This is a genomic window from Arthrobacter sp. P4_F10, assembly GCF_056401435.1.
In genome coordinates this window covers 1-13,315 of sequence record NZ_JBFUJJ010000054.1, presented here as the reverse complement: position 1 = coordinate 13,315, position 13,315 = coordinate 1, and the positions used below count along the sequence as shown (strand labels likewise).

Annotated in this window: 14 protein-coding genes and 2 pseudogenes; 10 read left to right on the top strand and 6 right to left on the bottom strand. The window is 64.4% G+C overall.

What is annotated here, in order from left to right:
- Together AC1DR1_RS21920 and AC1DR1_RS21915 are read left to right on the top strand one after the other, a co-directional pair.
- A pseudogene (locus tag AC1DR1_RS21920) lies at window positions 1-182 on the top strand (IS3-like element ISAar4 family transposase); the annotation flags it as partial.
- A gap of 538 nt (window positions 183-720) precedes the next feature.
- Window positions 721-1,896 carry a glutamate--cysteine ligase gene (locus tag AC1DR1_RS21915; RefSeq protein WP_476993314.1) on the top strand — a complete coding sequence of 392 codons (1,176 nt, stop codon included), beginning with the start codon at window positions 721-723 and terminating at the stop codon, window positions 1,894-1,896.
- A gap of 151 nt (window positions 1,897-2,047) precedes the next feature.
- On the opposite strand, the gene AC1DR1_RS21910 is transcribed toward AC1DR1_RS21915, so the two are convergent.
- Together AC1DR1_RS21910 and AC1DR1_RS21905 are read right to left on the bottom strand one after the other, a co-directional pair.
- Complete coding sequence (locus AC1DR1_RS21910) at window positions 2,048-2,929, bottom strand: response regulator (protein WP_476993313.1); 882 nt, start codon at window positions 2,927-2,929, stop codon at window positions 2,048-2,050.
- Window positions 2,930-3,119: 190 nt separating this feature from the next.
- Complete coding sequence (locus AC1DR1_RS21905; RefSeq protein ID WP_476993312.1) at window positions 3,120-3,662, bottom strand: SRPBCC family protein; 543 nt, start codon at window positions 3,660-3,662, stop codon at window positions 3,120-3,122.
- Window positions 3,663-3,787: 125 nt separating this feature from the next.
- Here AC1DR1_RS21905 and AC1DR1_RS21900 point away from each other — a divergent pair, with 125 nt between their 5' ends.
- The 7 genes and pseudogenes from AC1DR1_RS21900 (at window position 3,788) to AC1DR1_RS21870 (ending at window position 8,948) form a co-directional block, all read left to right on the top strand.
- Window positions 3,788-4,027 (top strand): PRD domain-containing protein, encoded by a 240-nt coding sequence (locus AC1DR1_RS21900; RefSeq protein ID WP_476993311.1) that lies wholly within the window; start codon window positions 3,788-3,790, stop codon window positions 4,025-4,027.
- 66 nt (window positions 4,028-4,093) lie between these two features.
- Window positions 4,094-4,597, top strand: coding sequence for a MarR family winged helix-turn-helix transcriptional regulator (locus AC1DR1_RS21895; RefSeq protein ID WP_476993310.1), 504 nt, complete (start codon window positions 4,094-4,096; stop codon window positions 4,595-4,597).
- Complete coding sequence (locus AC1DR1_RS21890; RefSeq protein WP_476993309.1) at window positions 4,594-5,577, top strand: zinc-binding alcohol dehydrogenase family protein; 984 nt, start codon at window positions 4,594-4,596, stop codon at window positions 5,575-5,577. The genes AC1DR1_RS21895 and AC1DR1_RS21890 overlap by 4 nt, the downstream gene beginning before the upstream one ends.
- An 86-nt stretch (window positions 5,578-5,663) precedes the next feature.
- Complete coding sequence (locus AC1DR1_RS21885) at window positions 5,664-6,980, top strand: MFS transporter (RefSeq protein ID WP_476993308.1); 1,317 nt, start codon at window positions 5,664-5,666, stop codon at window positions 6,978-6,980.
- Between the two features lie 195 nt (window positions 6,981-7,175).
- Window positions 7,176-7,628, top strand: coding sequence for a 3-keto-alpha-glucoside-1,2-lyase-like domain-containing protein (locus AC1DR1_RS21880; protein WP_476993307.1), 453 nt, complete (start codon window positions 7,176-7,178; stop codon window positions 7,626-7,628).
- A 34-nt stretch (window positions 7,629-7,662) separates the two neighbouring features.
- A pseudogene (locus tag AC1DR1_RS21875) lies at window positions 7,663-8,325 on the top strand (cysteine hydrolase family protein).
- Complete coding sequence (locus tag AC1DR1_RS21870; protein WP_476993306.1) at window positions 8,322-8,948, top strand: alpha/beta hydrolase; 627 nt, start codon at window positions 8,322-8,324, stop codon at window positions 8,946-8,948. The pseudogene AC1DR1_RS21875 and the gene AC1DR1_RS21870 overlap by 4 nt, the downstream one beginning before the upstream one ends.
- Before the next feature lie 37 nt (window positions 8,949-8,985).
- Here the strand turns inward: AC1DR1_RS21870 and AC1DR1_RS21865 are convergent, their stop codons facing one another.
- Together AC1DR1_RS21865 and AC1DR1_RS21860 are read right to left on the bottom strand one after the other, a co-directional pair.
- Window positions 8,986-9,144: a hypothetical protein gene (locus tag AC1DR1_RS21865; protein WP_476993305.1), complete on the bottom strand. Its 159-nt coding sequence runs from the start codon at window positions 9,142-9,144 to the stop codon at window positions 8,986-8,988.
- 350 nt (window positions 9,145-9,494) lie between these two features.
- Complete coding sequence (locus AC1DR1_RS21860; RefSeq protein ID WP_476993304.1) at window positions 9,495-10,595, bottom strand: NAD(P)-dependent alcohol dehydrogenase; 1,101 nt, start codon at window positions 10,593-10,595, stop codon at window positions 9,495-9,497.
- Between the two features lie 459 nt (window positions 10,596-11,054).
- Here AC1DR1_RS21860 and AC1DR1_RS21855 point away from each other — a divergent pair, with 459 nt between their 5' ends.
- Complete coding sequence (locus AC1DR1_RS21855) at window positions 11,055-11,645, top strand: TetR/AcrR family transcriptional regulator (RefSeq protein WP_476993303.1); 591 nt, start codon at window positions 11,055-11,057, stop codon at window positions 11,643-11,645.
- A 229-nt stretch (window positions 11,646-11,874) separates the two neighbouring features.
- On the opposite strand, the gene AC1DR1_RS21850 is transcribed toward AC1DR1_RS21855, so the two are convergent.
- Both AC1DR1_RS21850 and AC1DR1_RS21845 read right to left on the bottom strand, forming a co-directional pair.
- On the bottom strand, window positions 11,875-12,981 hold the full coding sequence (locus tag AC1DR1_RS21850) for an NAD(P)-dependent alcohol dehydrogenase (protein ID WP_476993302.1): 1,107 nt from the start codon (window positions 12,979-12,981) through the stop codon (window positions 11,875-11,877).
- 33 nt (window positions 12,982-13,014) lie between these two features.
- Window positions 13,015-13,315, bottom strand: a 301-nt coding sequence (locus AC1DR1_RS21845) for an aldehyde dehydrogenase family protein (protein WP_476993301.1), incomplete at its 5' end; no start/stop codon positions are given.

Below are 13,315 nucleotides of genomic sequence, written 5' to 3'. Positions count from 1 at the left end.
TCTCGGCGCTGAAGAACGAGCGCGTGTACCGCACTGTCTACGCCACCAAGGCCCAGGCCAGGCGGGATGTCATCCGCTACATCGAGGGCTTCTACAACAGCCGGCGCCGGCACTCCGCCCTGGATTACCGCTACCCCAACGAGGTCCACTACAGTTACCAGCAGCCGCCCGCGGCAGCGTAGATAAAACCACTAATCCGCTGTCCGAAATCTCCCAAGCGGCCCAGACAGCAACCAAAAAACGTCGTAGACATAAGGGCCAGGGATGGCCGGTGGGCCGCCACGGACAGCACTGGACCCAACAGCCGGCCGCGCCAGCGGACGCCCGAATGGGTGCGAGCCCTGTAAGCAGGCTCTACCCAGCTCTTCCCAAGATCCACGCATACGACCCGGTGTGGGGGTTTTCAGTCTGTTCGTGTCCTCTGTCAGGACCCGCGGCCGGTGCGGAGGGACGCCCCTCCGGCAATCCCGCATCACTGCCCCGCCCGCGCTACGCGTCCCGTTCCCCGGAAGGTGTGGGCGATGGGGCACGTGTGTCTGGATGACCGTCTTATAGGCTTTTCCTTCCGGCAGGCTGTTGTCGGGGATATTCTGGGGGAATCAGCAGCGCGAGCGGGCCGGTGATCATGGCTCGTTGAGGGGGCTGTATAGCTTCATTGGCAGCCGCCCTGCAGTGGCAGGGCTGGAGGCCTTCCGGTTAGGAGCTGCCTTGAATTCTTCAATGACGAGATCACCCAACCGTTCTGGCGGCGGGGTTCAAAGGACGTTCGGCGTCGAGGAGGAATTCCTGCTCGTCGATGCCACGACGGGCCAGCCCGTACCCGCCGCGGAAGCGTGCTTGGCCAAGGCCCCGCAGCGCCCTGAAACCAGTGGCGGCCCATTCTTGGCTTTGGAAGTCCAGCAAGAGCAGCTTGAGGCCGTTGGCCCTGTCTGTTCCACGCTGCAGGAAGTGATTGCGGGCGTCCGAGAGGGCCGGCGGCTTGCCGATGAGGCGGCCCGTTCGGTGGGCGCACGAGCGGTCGCCGTGGCCACCAGTCCCGTCCCGGCCACTCCTACCCTCGTACCGCAGCCCCGTTTCCTGAGCATGGCAACACGGTTCGGTTTGACGCTCCGGGAGCAACTCACCTGCGGCTTCCATATTCATGTCCGTATCACCGACGGTGAGGAAGGGGTGGCAGTCCTGGACCGAATCCGCGTCTGGTTGCCCGTGCTGCTGGCGCTCAGCACGAACTCCCCTTTCTGGCAGGGTGCCGACACCGGATACGCAAGCTTCCGCTACCAGGCTTGGACCCGCTGGCCGACCGCCGGGCCCTGCGAAAGGTTCGGATCAGAACGGGAATACCTCCGGTACGTGCAATCCCTGCTGACAACGGGCGTACTCCTCGACGAAGGCATGGTGTACTTCGACGCGCGCCTCTCCCGGAACCATCCGACGGTGGAGGTGCGCATTGCCGACGTGTGCATGGAGGCCTCACATGCGGCCGCGATTGCCGCGATGGTGCGGGGACTCGTTGAACGGGCCGCCCAGGAATGGCGCGCCGGGATTTCTGCGCCCCGCCTGTCCGCCGGTCAACTGCGCCTGGCGGCGTGGAAGGCAAGCCAATCAGGAGTCGACGACACCCTCCTGCACCCCCTGTTGAACATTCCATGCCCGGCCGGAGAAGCGGTCCAGGTCCTCCTCTCCCATATCCGGCCAGCCCTGGCCGACAGCGGGGACGAGGAGCAAGTGACCGCGGAAGTGGCCCGGATCCTGTCCTCCGGCACAGGTGCGCGCCGACAGCGCGAGATCATGAGGAGCACCCAGAGCCTGCCCGCCGTGGTGCTCGAGGCCGTCGGACACACCCACGGGACCGCCCCGGCCCCGCATCGCCGGTCCCGGCGCCTGCAAACTAGCTGACTGACCCGACCGTACAGCCACGACAGCGTTCGGTGGACGCCCTATTGGGTGCGGGCCCCGCGAGCATGCACCACCCTGGGCTCTCCCCGGGGAGATGGCGGGCTCACCAGCTTTACTGAGCCGGGAACGCCGTTCCCGGGATCCGGGGTTCTTAAGTCCGGCCGGGCAGCAGGTGGGGTCCCATCTGGTCGGTCCGGGTCGCGGTGAGTGCGTCGGTAAGCCGCCGGACGTCCCTTGCCCGCACTTCGTCTGTGGGTGRCACGGTGTAGGACTCGCTTGTGCAGGTCAGCAGCGCTGCCGTGACCTCCGCGATCAGAGCCGGGGATGGGCTAAACCGGTATCCGCCGTCGGCAGGGTCTTCAGAAGAATTCAGCGCCCTGGTGATGAACACGGCGGCCTGAGTCCTGCTCGCCATGCCGAGTTTCCTCAGAACGGTTGAGGTCAGATTCTTCACGGTCTTTTCCGCCAGCGACATCTCCTGGCTGATCTGGCGGTTGGTCAGCCCTCTCCCCAGTCGGATGGCAGTATTCATTTCCTGTCTCGTGAGGGTCAGGAGTCTCCTATCCAGGGACTGGGTTGCGGGCCCGACGAGCGGGGTCTGGAACCGGCCGCTGTACGCGGTGTGCCCGGCCAGGGCGCGGCGGATGAGCCTGAGCTGTTCGCTGCTGCCATCCTGTTTGGACAGGCACCCCCACGCGCCGGCCAGAATGGAGTTGATCAGCACGGCTTCGTCGGCATCTCCGGTCATCAGCAGGCACCGGATGGTCGGGTCCGCCGCGGCGATGGCCCTGCACACGTCGGCACCGGAACCGTCGGGGAGGTCATCGTCAAGGATGACCAACTCCGGGCGGAGGGCAGGAATTCGCCGGAATGCTCGGTGCGCGGACCCTGATTCTCCGGCGATGCTGAGACCATCGGACTCCAGCAGATGGCGCAGGCCCCGTCTCACGACCTTGTGGTCGTCCAGCAGATATACGCCCCGGCCGGCCAAAGGGTGCTGCGGGTGGATTTTCGGTTCAGCCATCATCGCCATGAAGTTCCTTCGCATTTAAGGCACCGAAGGCGTGCTGGATGATGCCGTCCGGTCCCCATCCAGCGCGCATTCATGCGCACGCTGCCCGACAGACCCCAGAGTAAACCGATAGTGTCCACCCAACAAGAGCCCGCGGGGATGCATCCGTGGCATCTCTGAAGGTGTCCCGCAGACAAACGGTGTCGCAACCTCAGTCCGCCGCTAGAGGCCCGTCGCGAAGCATGGCCCAGAGCACGCTCAGGCGGCGTCGGGCGCTCTTGGACGCTGCGCGCTGCTCCGATGGCGCCCATGACCCCGTGGTTCGAAGGTGTCGGCCGAGGATTTCAGCGCGTTTCCTGACAGCGCTAACGTAATCGATGAAAGCCTGCTGCGTGTCGGACACGAACTCCCACAGCAGCAGCCCGCAAAGCGGGCCAGTGAACTCTTCTTTTACGAGCAGGTGCGTCATGCCGCCGAGCGGTTCAAGCCTGAAGGTGCGCACCCCGGTGAGCAGGCCCAGAGGCAGGCCCTGGGTCCAGGTCATCACCTCGCCGGGCATCTGCTGGACGCGCAGCCGGAAGGTGCGCTCCCCTCCGATGTGAGTTCGGATTCTGATGGTGCCACCGTTGCGCAGCTCGCCCCGGATGCGCGTGATGCCGGATTCCCAGACGGTGAAGTTCCGTGCATCGGTGATGACGTCCCAGACAGTGGAGCTTCGGGCGTTGATCAATGTCTCAGCCTCGACGGAGCGCATGGACCTAGCTGGTCCCGCGCTTGGAGGGCGCCGGGTTGTCGGCACATGGTTCGTCGACAACAGCCCGCAACCCGACATACGAGAGCGCCCACCTCGCCTTCCTAGAACTTGACTCAGTTCGGAGCATGTTTGCCGAGGCGATGCCGCTCCTGTCGGGATCGATCCGCGCCAACTCCGGCAAGCAGCTCGAGGAGAGCGCCAGCAAACTCCGTGAGGCGATCAGGGGCTCCTACCCGGACGCCTACTCCACCGCCCGCAAGCTGCAGGCTGTCCTCGAGCTCAGGCTCGGCGAACCACTGACCGAGGACGAGGTCACGTACCTCACTCTCCACGTGGCCCGAATGGTGGATGAAGACCGCTTGTAGACTTCATGACACCTAGTGGAATCCAGGGAAGTATCTTCCATGGAATCTATCTGCTAGTCTCGATCCATGGACTCCCGAGACGACCACACCGGCTTCTACCCGCTTTTCAGTACGCTGACCCGGCTTGAAACCGAACTGTGGGACGCGGTCGACGCCCGCCTGCGCCAGGAATGCGACCTCCCCCTGGGCAGGTACGAGGCGATGGTCGTGCTTGCGTCCCTTGGCACGTGCAGGGTGTTCGACATCGCCTCGGCGCTGTCCATTACGGTGGGCGGCGCCAGCAAGCTCATTGATCGCGTGGAGGCGGCGGGGTACTGCTCGCGGAAGATGAACCCGGGCGACCGGCGTTCCTCCCTGCTTGAACTCACGGCGGAGGGGACCGCCATGGTTGAGCAGGGCCGCCACGTGGTCGAGGACGAACTTGCCCGCTGGTTCACCCCGGCCCTGACCAGGCAGGAGGCAACCACGCTGCTCGACCTCCTGGCACGGGTCCGCAGCACACCTCGGTCTTCGCGGGACTCCGCGGCGCTGAAATCCACGGCGCTGAACTCGCGGAAGGCCATGCAGTGAGCGGCGGCACCATGCGGGCCGTTGTGCTGGACGGGCCGGGGCCGGCCGAGGCACTGGTGATTCGGGAGCGGCCCATCCCGGTGCCGCGGCCCGGCCAAGTGCTCATCCGGGTCCGGGCCTTCGGGCTCAACCGCTCGGAACTGCATACACGCCTGGGCCTGGCCGAGGGCGTCACTTTTCCGCGCGTGCCCGGGATCGAAGCTGTAGGAGAAGTGGCAGACTCCCCCGGCGGCGAGTTCCGCGCCGGACAGAAGGTCGCCACCCTGATGGGCGGCATGGGCCGCGTCTTCGACGGCGGCTACGCCGAGTACACGTGCGTGCCGGCCGGGCAGGTCCTACCGTTCGAATCAGAGTTGCCCTGGCCTGTCATCGGCGCCGTCCCGGAGATGCTGCAGACCGCCCACGGCTCACTCACCATCGGCCTGGATGTCCAGCCCAGCCAAAGCCTGCTGATTCGCGGCGGGACCTCCTCCGTTGGCATGGCCGCGGCAATCCTCGCCAAACGCCGCGGACTTACCGTCCTTGCCACCACCCGAGACGAGGCCAAGCGGGAAGCGCTCCTCGCGATCGGCGTCGACCATGTCCTGATCGACGACGGCGACCTCGCCGCCGCCGTGCGCCGCATCGTTCCCGACGGGGTGGACGCCGCCCTCGAGCTCGTCGGCACGCCGACGCTGCGCGACACGTTGCGGGCCACCCGGATCCACGGCACCGTCTGCTTCACGGGCATGCTCTCCAACAAGTGGACCGTCCCGGATTTCTATCCCATCGACTACATTCCCCGGGGCGTCCGGCTCACCTCCTACACCGGCGGAGCCGCCGACCTCCCGGGCAACGTCCTCCAGGACTTCCTGCAGGCCGTTGCAGACGGCACCGCCATTGCGCCCCTCGACAAGACCTACACGCTCGACCAGATTGCCCAGGCGCACAGCGACATGGAGGAAAACCGCGCCAGCGGCAAACTCGTCGTCACCACGTAAGCGTCACCACCTAAAGAACCCGAACCGGCACGGCTCAACCTCATGGGGCCGGCCTCTGCCTTGCCTCCAAACCAGGAGTTGAACCTATGCCCCTTTTCGCTGCCCTCCCCCTCCCACCGCGCCAGGCAGAACGCCCGGCAGGTGGCACCGCCGCCGGCGATTCCCTGCCGCGGACCTCGATCGCCGTCGCAGCCCTTTCCACCATCGTGGAATGGTATGACTTCACCCTGTACCTCTTCATGGCCACCATCCTGTCCCGGGTCATTTTCGGCGGCGGCACGGAATCCCTGCTGGCCACGCTCGCGGTGTTCGCCGTGTCCTACCTCTTGCGGCCTGTAGGCGCACTGGTGTTCGGACGCTTCGGGGACCGCTTCGGCCGACGGCCCGTACTTCTGGCGAGCATGGCCGTCATGGCTGCGGCCATGTTCGCCACCACCCTGCTCCCCACGCACGCACAGGCGGGCGCCACGGCCGGGGCTGCCTTCCTCGCCCTGCGATGCCTGATGGCCTTCTCCGTCGGCGGGGAATACTCCGCCATCACCACCTACCTCTACGAAGGTGCCCGGCCCGGACGCCGCGGCCTGGTCGCCTCGCTGGCCTCTATGGCCAGCGAAATCGGAGCACTACTCGCCGTTGCGGTCTCCGCCATCACCACCACGATGCTTGACCAGGCGGCCCTGGACACCTGGGGATGGCGCATCCCCTTCGCCGTCGGCACCCTCTTGGCACTGGCAACGCTTGCGGCCAGGAGCACGCTGCGCGAAACCCCCGTCTTTACCGGACAGCCGACCGGCGAGACGCACCGGCCCCTGCGGTTCACCCTCCGCACCCAGCGCGCCGGACTCTACAGAACCTTCGCCATTTCCGCCCTGGCGTCCACTGCCTACTACGTCGGCATCATCTATGTCCCGACCTTCCTCACCTCGGTCTCCGGCTTCCCCGAAGGCAGCTCCTTGTGGCTGTCCACGGTCGCTTCAGTCACCGTGATCGCGGTAACACCGTTCGCCGGCGCGCTCTCGGACAGGATTGGGCGACAGACCACACTGCTCGTGCTGTGCGCCGCTGCCATCGCTTTGCCGGTCTTCATGTTCGCCCTCATGACGGCCGGTYCAGTCACCGCGGCACTGGCCGGCGCCGTCGTCCTTGCCTGCACCGCCGGCGGCATCACCGCCGTCGGCGCCTCCGCCGCCGCAGAACAGTTCGCCCCCGCCGGCAGGCTCACCGGACTGGCCTTGGGCGCGACGGCCGCCACAGCCGTTTTTGGTGGCATCGCGCCCTACGCCGCGGAGTTCCTGACCCACGCAACACGATGGAACCTGATGCCCGGCGCCCTTGTGGCCGCCGTCGCGCTGGCCACCCTGCCGGTCCTGGCCCGCATACCGGAAACGGCGGTGCGAGCATGACGCCGGCAACATCCACGACATATGATCTTGCCGTCCTCCCGGAAGGATCGACGCTGCACTCCGTCACCACAACACCCGCAGAGGCGTCCGGAAGAACGGCACTGCGTGTGGAACTAACCGATGCGGTCACGCTTCAGGGGGTGCCCCGCATCGACTACGTCGACATGCCAACATTCGTGGCGCTTCCCGCGGCTATTGAGAACGGCACCATCGAGGTGGATATTCTCAGCCGCCTCAACGCAAAGGCCCCCCGACGCCCGGGCCTTTGCCGGCATCGCCTACCGCATCGCCGGCGATCATGAGCGTTTTGAAGCCGTGTACGTACGCCCGCTGAACGGTTCGAAGGCCAGTCCGCCACCCCCACGCGACCAGCGCGCCGTTCAATACTTCGCCTACCCCGAGTGGAAATATGAGCGGCTTCGCGAAAAGTATCCCGACGGCCGTTACGAGGCCGGCGCCGACATCGGCCCCGGCGAATGGATCCATCTGAAGATCGACGTCGACACTCAAGTAAAGGTGACGATCAACGGAACTGAAACCCTGACAATCGCCGACACCAAGGGTAAGCAGGCCGCCGGCAATATCGGTCTCTTCGTGGATATCGGCACCGAAGCCTTCTTCTCCAACCTCGTCCTCACTCCGCACTGAGCACTCCCCCGCCGTGAGGGGAATAGAAACACACATGACTTACTTGAAGCTTAAAGCAATTATTCGAAGGCCCCAATCAGGAGACTCCATGCAGACCGCCCCACTCGACCTCACCAAGACCGCCCTAGTGCTGGTGGACCTTCAGAACGACAACGTCCATTCTGACGGTGCATTCGCCTCGTCAGGCTCCGCCGGCCATGCTGTTGAGCAGGAACTGGTGCCGCACGTGAAGCAGTTGCTCGAATGGGCGCGCAGCCAGTCGATGCCTATCATTCACAATCGCATTGTTTTCTACCCCGGGGGTGACTTCGGCGGCAGCAACGCCCCCATCTTCCGGATGATCGGACCCGAGTCGCTCAAGCTCGGCTCCTGGGGCGCCGACGCACTGGATGGGCTGGAGGCTGTCGAGGGAGAACCGGTTCTCCTCCGGAATTGAATGAGCGGCTTCAACGGCACCGGCCTCGATCTGCTGCTGCGGAACCTGGGCGTTACCACGGTGGTGGTGGCAGGGGTCTGGACCAACATGGCTGTGGAACACACGCTCCGGGACGCAGCCGACCACGGCTACCGGCCCATCATCGTTACGGATGCGACATCGAGCATCAATGCCGACTGGCACGGCGCAGCGCTGACTTACGCCCTGACCAACATCGCCGAGTTCATGACGACGGACGAACTGACGGGGGCAGACGCGTGAACCACCTCCCGGATCCCCTCGTCCAGTGGCACTCCACCGACGATCCCACGCAACCGCTCGTAGTCCTGCTCCACGGCCGCGGCTCCCGCGAAACGGAGATCATCGGACTGGCAGACTACCTCCCCGCCGCTGCAAGCTACGCGGCCGTCCGGGCTCCAATCGCCGAAGGCCGGGGGTTCGCCTGGTTCGCTAACCGCGGCATCGGCCGTCCGTTGCCGGATTCCCTTGCTCAGAACATGGCCTGGTTCAGGGAGTGGCTGGAAGGCGTCGCCCCGGCCGGGCGGCCAGTGATACTCATCGGATTCAGTGGTGGTGCCGCCTTCGCCGGAGGACTCATCCTGGACGACCCGGAACGCTTTGCGGGTGCGGCGATTCTTTATGGAACGCTGCCATTCGACGCAGGAGTGCCAACCTCTCCGGACCGGCTACAGGGCGTGCCGATGTTCGTCGCCCAGGGGGACGCCGACACGGTCATTCCGGCGAAACTGCTGGATGCCACGTGGCGCTACCTCGGCGGGGAGTCCGGCGCCGAGACCACGGCCGTCCGCTCCGCCGGCGGACACAGCCTTGATGCTGGCACTGCCGCAGCCCTTGCCGAGTGGGTTACGAGGCAGCTGGGCTGACCCCTTTTGGCCCGCGGTGCCTCAGGTCCGCAACCCTTTAGGCCCGCGGCGCTTCAACCACCGCCGCCGCGGGCCTGCCGCCGCCTATCTTGCAGAGCCAGCGCCAAGTGCTGCAGCCGACGTCCACGCCTGTCGCCAGCGCCTGCGCCGCGGCCAGGTGATCCGGGCCGGCCGACAGCGGGTCGACGTCGAACACACTGAAATCCGCGCGCTTGCCTACGGTGACGGACCCAGAGTCGGCCCACTGCCCCGCAGCCCTGGCTGTAGGCTACCGCGGCTACTATGCGGCAACTCACCCGCACCGATGTTCTGGCTTGGGCACGACCTCGGCTATGGCTGCGGGCTGGTCTCATAGCCGCCATGGATGGCCTGCAACTCCAATGGCTCTCCGACCCCGGCCATACGGACATGGCGGCTGACTTCGCGACCCTGCTCGAAACCGTGCGCTACCGCTGGGGACAGTAGCAACCACCCGGCAGGCCGGCGGTCCGGTGATCCTAAGAAGGAAAATCCATGGCGCCCTAAAGACCACGTGCCTTGCACTTGTCAGAAGACGATGACCGGTTTGATCGTCTTCCCGCTCCTGGAGTCTTCAAAGCCCTGGTTAATGTCGTCAAGGGCGTAGTCACTGACAAGTTTCTCGAACGGGAACCTGCCGTCCTTCCAGAGCTGGATCAGCCGAGGGATGAAGACCTGCGGCACCGAACTGCCTTGAACCACGGTCTTAAAAGTCCAGCCCTTCACAAGAGACGCGCCGATCTCGAAGCTGACCTCCGTGCCAGGTTTGGCCGCACCAACGAGGGCGAGTGTACCGCGCACTCCCAAGGCATCGGCCGCCTGGCGAAGGAGAGTGGGCAGGCCCGTGGTGTCCACGACGTAGTCAACGCCTGCATCAGCCGTGATTTCACGAAGCCGCCCGGCGATGTCTTCAGTCTTTGAATTGATCACATGTGTAGCGCCCAGCTCTCGGGCGAGTTCCAACCGTGAGTCGTGGATATCAACGGCGACGATAGTGGCACAGTCCGCGATGCGCGCAGCCATGACTGCGGCGCAGCCGACGGCGCCGGTGCCGAAAACTACCAGTGAGGACCCGATTTCCGGCTTGAGTTCATTGAGGACGGTTCCCGCCCCTGTGTTGATGCCGCAGCCCAGGGGGCCAAGGTGCTCGAGCGGGACTTCATTGTCGACACGGACGACCGACTCCTCGACGATGTTCGCGTAGGTCGCGAAGGATGACTGGCCGAAGAAATGGGACGAGATGGCCTCTCCGTCCTTGCTTAGCGAGGTTTGGCCGTCCAGACGTCGCCCACCGAAGTCTGCCGCCATAAGGTTTTCGCAGTACGCCATCTGGCCGTTCCGGCAACGCTTGCAGTGACGGCAGTACGCGGCAGCAAGGACAACGTGGTCGCCAGGCACCACAGAGACAACGGAGTCGCCGACCGCTTCGACAACGCCGGCCCCCTCATGGCCAAGGACGGCCGGCAGCGGTGTCGGATAGACCCCGTCGCGGACGAGCACGTCCGTGTGGCAGATGCCGGTTGCAACCATGCGGACCCTCACTTCATTGGGCCTCAGGGCGTCCAGTTCAAGCTGTTCGATTGTGAACGGTGTGTTGTGCTCGCGCGCAACAGCGGCAGTTATCTGCATGGCAAACTCCTCATCATCGTGGCCGGGATGATCATGCACCCCGGTCTGGCTTGCGAACCCGCGTATTGCGTTTCGCACTGTGCCGCGCCTGAGTGCGCGTGGCAGCGTGGCCCAGCTTCGTCTGGAGCAGGAGAAGGCGGGGAACAGCGACGTAGACGGCAATGGGAACGACCACAAGAGTGAGCGTGAAAGCGCGCAGGACCGGAGGCCACCCCGGCGCCAATGCGGCCAAAATACTCATCCCTATTGCGGCCAGCGGAAAGATCGCAAACCAGGTGATAGCAGCCCTTACGTGGACGGATGCCATACCGACGGTTCGGTGATGATGCGCATCCGTTTCATCGGCCGCTAGCGCTTTGCCTTCGTGTCCCACTCAATCTCCAAACGTCTGGTTGGAATTGATGCTACTGCGTGCCGTTTCGCAAAAGCAAACAAACGGTTGGAGATATGATGGGGGCCATGGCCTGGGACACTGACGCGACGCAGAAGAAAATCCTCGATGCCGCAATCACCGAGTTCTCCGAACGGGGCTTCTCCGGGGCGCGCATCCATCAGATTTCGCGGATCTCCGGGTGCAACCGCGAACGGATTTACTTCTACTTTGGCGGCAAGGCCGGACTCTTCGAAGCGGCACTCACCCGCGAACTCGTCACCGCCCTGGACGACCTTCCGATCGTCGGCTCGGGTCCCGTTGCGATCGGAGATTTCGCGGAACGGTACTTTGATTTTTCCAGGAGCCGCCCCAGCCTCGCACGCCTCACCTTTTGGGAGGGGCTTGAGCAGGGACATCCGGTAGGAGCCGAGACCCGAACCCTCCGCTCAGCGAACAAAGTCACCGAGATCCGGAATGCCCTTCCGGCCTTGAGCGAGACAGCGGCGGAAGATCTTCTGCTGACCATCGTCACGCTGTGCCACGCATGGGTATCGAGCCCGAACGTCCCCCTCGTGATCACCGGAACGCCGGACGAAGAACGCAGACGCGCATCCATCATGCGCACCAGCGAACTGCTCGCTCAAGATGCTGTGGATGCGGCCCAACGGCCGTCATAAACGCCAGCCCGGGAACTCGAAGGCTTCCAGTTCGTGCTCATGACCATGCAGGCCAACCCGGAGTTCGCCGACTTCAACTGGGACACCGGACTTCAGGTCACCAAATAACCCGAGCAGCGATAGGCAACAAAAAATAAACGCAAGAGGACGACGGCGGGAAGAATCCGCCGTCGTCCTCTTGCGTATGCAGTAATGAGCGCCATGGCGTCCCATCGAGACCAGGTGCTGGCTAGTACACGATGACGGGTTTGATGACGGTGCCGTTAGCCGAGTCTTCGAAGCCTTGGTTGATCTCCCCCAGGCTGTAGTTGCGCATCAGCTTGTCCATGGGGAACCGACCTTCCTTCCACAACTGGATGAGCTTAGGAATGAATACCTGGGGCACGGAACTTCCCTGGATCACGGTTTTGAACGTCCATCCCTTAACCAGTGAAAGACCGATCTCGAAGGAGACCTCCGTTCCGGGAGCGGCAGCGCCGACCAGCGCCAGGGTGCCCCTGAGGGCGAGAGCATCGGCTGCTTTGCGGAGCAACTCGGGCCGGGCTGTTGTGTCGACCACGTAGTCGGCGCCGCGTCCGGCCGTCAAACGGAGGATTTCTTCCGTCAGGTCAGCGTTCTTTGTGTTGATGACGTCCGTCGCTCCAAGTTCCTTTGCGAGGTCGAGTCGGGAAGCGTGGATGTCGACGGCGATGATACGGGCGCACCCTGCAATCCCTCCGGCCATGATGGCACCCGATCCGACGGCGCCGGTCCCGATGACCACGAGGGTGCTGTTCAGCGTGGGCCTAAGTTCGTTGAAGACGGCGCCGGCTCCGGTCTGGATGCCGCATCCAAGCGGGGCAACAATCTCAAGGGGAACGTCGGAATCGATCCGGACCACGCTTTCCTCGACGACGTTGGCGTAGGTCGCGAAGGACGACTGGCCGAAGAAGTGGGAGGAAATCACTTCCCCGTCCTTGCTCAATGCCGTGGTCCCGTCGGGCCTCCGGCCCCCGAAGTCAGCGGCGAAGAGGTTTTCGCAGTACGCCATCTGGCCGGAACGGCAGCGGTCGCACTTACCGCAATAGGCGGCCGCCAGCAGGACGTGGTCACCAGGCTGTACCGTGGTGACCGAATCGCCGATCCTCTCCACGACTCCGGCGCCCTCGTGTCCGAGGACCGCGGGCAATGGTGTGGGATAAACCTGGTCACGGACGATGGCGTCCGTGTGGCAGACACCTGAGGCCACCATTCTTACGAGTACCTCGTTCGGGCGCAGATCGTCCAGTTCAAGCTCTTCAATCGTGAGCGGTTGCCGTGGTGACCGGGCCACCGCTGCGGTTACCTGCATTGTCATGTCTCTCCTCTTCGGATGCGTCGGGCTCTCTATTCAGAACGGGTATTGCTGGTCGGACTGCTCCACTGTGATCCACTTGAGATCAGTGAACTCGTTGATGACGGCCCGGCCATCGAATCGGCCGTAGCCACTGTTTTTCATGCCGCCGTAAGGAGCCTGAGCCTCGTTCTGAACGGTTGCCCCGTTGACGTGCACATGTCCGGCTTGGATTCTCATGGCCACTTGCAGTGCCCGGGTGCTGTCTGCCCCAAAGACTGCGGCCGCGAGGCCGTACTCGGTATCATTTGCCACCTGAACTGCCTCTTCGACGCCGGAAACGCGGACAACCGTGGTG